This window comes from Streptomyces sp. (genome assembly GCF_035563135.1).
In the GTDB taxonomy this organism is placed as follows: Bacteria; Actinomycetota; Actinomycetes; order Streptomycetales; family Streptomycetaceae; genus Streptomyces.
Genome location: NZ_DATMVN010000375.1, coordinates 1 through 5,642, shown reverse-complemented (window position 1 = coordinate 5,642; position 5,642 = coordinate 1). Strand labels below are relative to the sequence as shown.

At 69.5% G+C, this 5,642-nt stretch carries 6 protein-coding genes and 1 pseudogene; 2 read left to right on the top strand and 5 right to left on the bottom strand.

From position 1 onward, the window contains the following. Window positions 1-713: 713 nt before the first annotated feature. From VN520_RS16330 to VN520_RS16320, 3 genes are all read right to left on the bottom strand, one after another. Complete coding sequence (locus VN520_RS16330) at window positions 714-1,625, bottom strand: ADP-ribosylglycohydrolase family protein (protein ID WP_325747650.1); 912 nt, start codon at window positions 1,623-1,625, stop codon at window positions 714-716. A 12-nt stretch (window positions 1,626-1,637) separates the two neighbouring features. Further along, on the bottom strand, window positions 1,638-2,297 hold the full coding sequence (locus VN520_RS16325; RefSeq protein ID WP_325747649.1) for a histidine phosphatase family protein: 660 nt from the start codon (window positions 2,295-2,297) through the stop codon (window positions 1,638-1,640). 215 nt (window positions 2,298-2,512) lie between these two features. Beyond that, entirely contained in the window at window positions 2,513-3,118 is a 606-nt protein-coding gene (locus VN520_RS16320) for a YdbC family protein (RefSeq protein WP_325747648.1), read from the bottom strand. A 205-nt stretch (window positions 3,119-3,323) separates the two neighbouring features. Here VN520_RS16320 and VN520_RS16315 point away from each other — a divergent pair, with 205 nt between their 5' ends. Together VN520_RS16315 and VN520_RS16310 are read left to right on the top strand one after the other, a co-directional pair. After that, on the top strand, window positions 3,324-3,854 hold the full coding sequence (locus tag VN520_RS16315; RefSeq protein WP_325747647.1) for a TerD family protein: 531 nt from the start codon (window positions 3,324-3,326) through the stop codon (window positions 3,852-3,854). Window positions 3,855-3,912: 58 nt separating this feature from the next. Then, window positions 3,913-4,416 carry a hypothetical protein gene (locus VN520_RS16310; RefSeq protein WP_325747646.1) on the top strand — a complete coding sequence of 168 codons (504 nt, stop codon included), beginning with the start codon at window positions 3,913-3,915 and terminating at the stop codon, window positions 4,414-4,416. Between the two features lie 8 nt (window positions 4,417-4,424). Here VN520_RS16310 and VN520_RS16305 read toward each other — a convergent pair whose 3' ends face one another. Beyond that, on the bottom strand, window positions 4,425-4,826 hold the full coding sequence (locus VN520_RS16305) for an SMI1/KNR4 family protein (RefSeq protein ID WP_325747645.1): 402 nt from the start codon (window positions 4,824-4,826) through the stop codon (window positions 4,425-4,427). Window positions 4,827-5,074: 248 nt separating this feature from the next. Continuing rightward, window positions 5,075-5,642, bottom strand: a pseudogene (locus VN520_RS16300) (vitamin B12-dependent ribonucleotide reductase); the annotation flags it as partial.

The window sequence follows — 5,642 nt, the reverse complement described above, 5'->3', positions numbered from 1 at the left end:
CGGGCGGCGAAGAAGGCCCCCAGGGCGGCGGGCACAGCCACGATCAGCAGGTTGATCCCCAGGCCCTCGCCGAGCAGCAGGGCGCTGAGCAGGGCTGTGGCGAAGACCGACCAGAGGGTCTCCGGGCCGATCGCGGGCGGGGACGGAGGACGCAACTGGGAAAGCGGGCCGGGGGAAGGCTGCCGGCCCGGGCGCTGCCGGGTATCCGCCCGTGGCGGCGCCTGGAGGTGGGCAGGCACCTTCGGGGCGTCCGGACCGGCGTTCCGCGGCGGTACCGGGGTGGAGGCCCGCGCCGGCTTCCCTGCCGGCGTCTTCACGCGGCCGGGACCTTCTGGTGCCGGCTCACTCACCGGCTCACTCACCGGGCCGGGCACGGCACCGAACGCGGCTTCGGACGCCGCGCCGGGCTCCGGTGACGTCTCGGGGCGTCTGGACGCATCGGACGAGCGATCGGGCATTGGGACCCCTCCCCCACCGGGGCCCGCTCGCACGGCCACATCGCGGCGCGACGGCCCCGGCGTCTCTAGGTGCACGCCCGCCAAGATCGATGAGGGCGGCGTGGCCGAAAGAGTAAGTCCCGCCGGGGCTGTTCGACCGATCGGGGTCACTGCTGTGGCAGGACCGTGACAGTGAAATCGCCGGGCCGCGGCCATGCCCCGCCGGGCCGCCGGCCCGGGCCGGACGGCCCGCCCCCCGTCGGCCGGGGCGGACGGTCAGCGGCGCGCCGGAGCGGGAGGGACCCAGTCGGGCAGCGGCTCCGTCCGGGCCAGCCAGTCGGCCGGAGGGGCGCCGGCCCGCTCCGCGGCGACGATTCCGCCGACGATGGCGCAGGTGGTGTCCACGTCACCGCCCGCCTGCGCCGTCACCCAGAAGGCCTGTTCGAAGTCGCCGAGGCTCCGAGCCGCCGACCAGAGGGCGAACGGCACCGTGTCGTGCGCACTCGTGCGGCGGCCGTTGCCGAGCACCGCCGCGACCGTACCCGCGTCCCGGTAGTCGAGCATGTCGCGCGCCCTGCGCAGCCCGGCACCGACCGCGCTGCGCGGTACGAGGGCGACGACACCGTCGAGCAGGCCTTCCGGCGTCGGCGGCCCTCCCGGCGCGGCGACGAGAGCGGCCGCCGCTGCGACGGCCATGGCCCCCACGACGGCTTCGCGGTGCTGATGGGTGGTGTATGAAGAGATCTCGGCCTGGTGGGTGGCCTGTTCCGGGTCGTGCGCGTACCAGGCGCCCAGCGGTGCGATGCGCATCGCCGAACCGTTCCCCCAGGAACCCTGGCCCTGGAAGAGGGCGGAAGCCAGCTCCCGCCAGTCGCCGCCCTCCCGCACCAGCCTGAGCAGCCGGTTCACCGCGGGCCCGTAGCCCCGGTCGAAGTCGTGGTGCCGGGCGAAGGAGTGGGCGAGCGCGTCCTGGTCGATGCGCTCATGGGCGGCCAGCACGGCGAGTACGGAGCAGGCCATCTCGGTGTCGTCGGTCCACTGCCAGTCGGCGGGCGGCAGGGCCCGGTCCTTGAGCAGCGGATAATGGGCCGGGACGAAGAACTGGGAGCCGAGGGCATCTCCCACGGACAGTCCACGCAGGCTGGCCAGAGCGCGTTCGAAGCGGTCGGAAGCGGAATCAGCGGTCATCGCTCTGCCACTCTATCCGGTGATGCCGTACGACTCAGGGGTGCGCCACTGCTCGAAGGGCCGGTCGAGCGTATAGCGGCCGTCCTCACCGAGCAGCAGCGTCCTGGTTTCGCCGTTCCCGGGATTGGACAGCGACTCGAACTCCGCCACCGACCAGTGGAACCAGCGCATGCAGAAGAGCCTCATGGTCAGCCCATGGGTGACCAGCAGCACGTTCGGCGGGTGGTCCGCAGCTTCGAAGCTGCGGTGGAGGCTCTCCAGGAACGCGTCGACCCGGTCGTACACGTCGGCACCGGACTCGCCCTGCGCGAAGCGGTAGAAGAAGTGCCCGTACGCGTCCCGGTAGGCCTTCTGCAGCCTGACGTCGTCCCGGTCCTGCCAGTTCCCCCAGTCCTGCTCACGCAGCCGGGGCTCTTCCCTGACACGCACGCGTTCCGGTGCGAGACCGAACGCCATGAACGTCTCGTGGGTGCGCCGGTAGGGCGAGATGTAGACGCTGACACGCTCGTCACCGAACGTCTCACGCAGCCGGGAGCCGGTCGCCGCCGCCTGACGCCGGCCCTTCGCCGTGAGCCTGAGCGCGTGGTCGGGCTCACGTTCGTAGACCGAGTCGTCGGAATTCCCTTCGGACTCACCGTGACGGACTAGAACGATGCGCTGCGGTCGTGCCATGCACCGACCCTAGATGCCGTCCGGCGCGATCGAGCAGTCGTGCGGGCTCCTGCGGGCGTATGTGACCAAGGGAACGCCGGTACGGGCGTGGGCCGGGGCGGGTCGCCCGGATACCGACGCCGCCGGACCGTCCGCGCCGGCGAGGGGGCGTGTCACCTGCCGTCCGCGTCGGCGAGGGCGCCCTTCCCGACCCCTCGCGCCGGCGAGGGCACGCGTCACACCGTCCACGTCGGCTCGAGCTGCACCACATCCCCCGTGAGCTCCTCCACGTCCTTCTCGGTACCCGCCCGCGCCGCGAGCCGGGCGATGCTCTCGGGCCGGTACTTGCCGCGTTCGGCGCTCGACTGCCACATCGACAGCACCAGGAACTCATGCCCCGGGGCCTCCCCGAAGACTCCGCGCAGCATCCCGGGGGACCCCGCCATGGCCGGGTTCCACACCTGTTGCTGCATGAGCGTGAAGTGGTCGGCACGATCCTCGTACACCCTGCTGTGCGCGACCCGGACCACGTCGGCGTCGGTGAATTCCGGCACGAAACCGGTCTTCACGTCGAAGCGGTACTCGAAGAGCTTGACCCGCAGGTCCTTGTACATGCCCGACTGCGCGGCGGCCAGCCGCTCGTGGCCCCGGGCCATGAAGGAGTCGTAGAAGACCCGGTTCTCCCAGAACGCGAACACATGGGCGACTTCGGGCTGTCCTCGGCTCCATCCGCCGCCCTGTCCCCGGAATCCCGGCTCACCGAGCAGCCCCGCCCATGTCCGCTGCCCCCGCTCGAAACCGCGGCGGTCCACCACGGTGCAGCGAATCCACTTGACCAGCACCGCGCCATCGTACGGCGCCCGGCGTGGCGCGGGTCACGCTCCGGGCGGACCAGCGGCGATGACCTGCGGGGACCCGCGCGAACCGGGCCGTGCGACTGGCCCGAATACGACGTCCGGATCCAACGCGGTTGGATCCACGGACAGTTACGGACATGATCTGAGGATGAAAGAGGTCCGTCGGTCCAGCAGCGAGGAGGCACGTTCGGTGAGTACTCCCAACAAGGACATCGAGAAGGTAGAAGTGAGGGTCAAGTGGGACCCCAGCGCCACCGGCGAGCCCGCCAACGACCTGGACATCATCGCGGCCGTGTACGGGAAGGACGCGCCCTACGGCAGCCCCGCCTACCTCGTGCACTTCGACAGCAGGTCACCTGACGGGACGATCACGCTCAACCGGGACAGCCGCACGGGGCAGGGTTTCGGTTTCGACGAGGTCATGACGCTCGAACTGAGCCGGCTGTCCGGCGCCTATGCCAGGGCCGTGGTCGGCGTGGCCATCCAGCAGCGCGACGGACGCAAGACCTTCGGCCGGATAGAGCACACGGCCGTGCAGATCCGCGAGGGATACACGATTCTGGCGGAGGACGACTTCTCCTCGGTGGCCGCCGCCACCGCCGCGGTCGTCGCCGAATTCGTCCGGGACTCCTCGGGATCCTGGGGCTTCAACGGAACCGTCCGCGGATTCGACGGCGATCCTGGTTCGTTCACCGCGGTGATGGGAAGCCGATCAGGCTGATGACCGGCAGGGCTGCGACCCCCCGGCCTGCACGAGAACGCATGAAAAGGTCGTTCTGATGATGCCGGTCTCTCTCGACGGTTTCTTCGAGGGGCCGGACCGGGATCTCGGCCGGCACCTCGCCGACGAGGAGGTGCACCGGAATTTCGATGAGCAGATGGGCACGGTGAGCGCCTTCCCGGACGGGCGGGTCACCTACGAATTGATGGCCGGTTTCCGGCCGACTGCGGACAGTGACCCGTCGAACCCACCCGTGGTGGCTGAATTCTCGGAGATCCGGCGGAACATGCCGAAGTTCGTCTTCTCCGGAACACTGGACCGGGCGGACTGGAACACCGCCGTGGTGCGCGACGTGGTCGTCGAGGACATCCGCGCGCTCCAGGCGCAGCCCGGCGGGGAGGTCGGCCAGCTGCGGGGACCGCGCCGGATGTCTCGTCCGATGCGACTCCGCCCGTTGCCACCTGGACCTGCCGGGAGTCATGAGTGCGCCGAGTTCGACTCGACCCAGGCGGCGGGGTGGCCGTGTTCACGGGTTCGCGGGTTCTGCGCCCACAGTTCGTGACGCGGTGGTCAGGAGGCCGGGAGACCGGTGTCGTCCCACTTCCATCCGGTGTGGGGGAACTGCTCCAGCAGGGCGGAGAGGGACGTCGCCTGGTGGATGGCGGATGACCAGTCTTCCGCGGAGACGTCGAGGGTCACCAGCGGTGGGGTGTCCTGACGGAAGTCGTAGGCAAGCAGCTCGCGGCTCCCGTCGCCACCGATGACGACAGCACCGGGAAAGCGTTTCTGGAATTCACCAGCAGCATTGTTGCTGATGAGCTCAGCCAGCGCGTTGATCACCAGGAAGTCGTCTGCGGGAGGAAGGGACCGGCTCAGACTCCCTGTAGTTCCCATGAAGTCCCGGTAGTCCTGGGGAAAGCGGACTCCGAAATGGCGCTCGGCTTGAGCGATCCGGTCGTCGTTCGAACTCATGGCGCAGTTCTATCAGGAGCGACGTCTGCCCGGTGGAGGCGGCCGCCTTGTGCTGCGGTGAGCCCGAGGTCAAGCCACAGATTCTGAATCAACCTGTTAAGCATCGGTTGATCCGGAAAATAGCATGTGAGGGCCTACGGCAACAGCGAGGAGGCCCGACCGAAAGGTCGGGCCTCCTCACGAACCCGGCATCACCAAGACCTCAGCGGATGCGTCGAGTTCCGGTCGGACCGGATGACTCCGGGGAGTCAGCTGCACCCGCTGGTCGAGCCGCAGCCCTCGCAGATGTAGCAGGAACCGGCGCGCTGCATCTTCGTACCGCACGAGAAGCACAGCGGTGCGTCCGCGCTGATGCCGAGCTGCATCTCGACCAGCTCGGCCGAGGTGTGCGCCGTCCTGGGCGTCTCCTTCTCGGCGGCGCTCCCCTCGGGCGAGGCGACCGCCTTCAGCGGCTGGACCTGCACGGGAGCGGACTGCGCCAGGCTCTCGGCGTCCATCTCGTCCTCCGCGAAGGCGGGCTCGTACGAACCGGTGTCGAGGTGACGCTGACGCTCCTCGGCCGAGTGGATGCCGAGCGCGGAGCGCGTCTCGAACGGCAGGAAGTCGAGCGCCAGGCGGCGGAAGATGTAGTCGACGATCGACTGCGCCATCCGCACGTCCGGGTCGTCCGTCATACCGGCCGGCTCGAAGCGCATGTTGGTGAACTTGGAGATGTAGGTCTCCAGCGGCACACCGTGCTGCAGCGCCAGCGAGATGCCGATCGAGAAGGCGTCCATCACACCGGCGAGGGTCGAGCCCTGCTTGCCCAGCTTGAGG

Coding starts and splice junctions, on each gene's coding strand:
- VN520_RS16330 (WP_325747650.1), bottom strand. CDS start 1,625: ATGACCGCTGATTCCGCTTCCGACCGCTTCGAACGCGCTCTGGCCAGC.
- VN520_RS16325 (WP_325747649.1), bottom strand. CDS start 2,297: ATGGCACGACCGCAGCGCATCGTTCTAGTCCGTCACGGTGAGTCCGAA.
- VN520_RS16310 (WP_325747646.1), top strand. CDS start 3,913: ATGATGCCGGTCTCTCTCGACGGTTTCTTCGAGGGGCCGGACCGGGAT.
- VN520_RS16305 (WP_325747645.1), bottom strand. CDS start 4,826: ATGAGTTCGAACGACGACCGGATCGCTCAAGCCGAGCGCCATTTCGGA.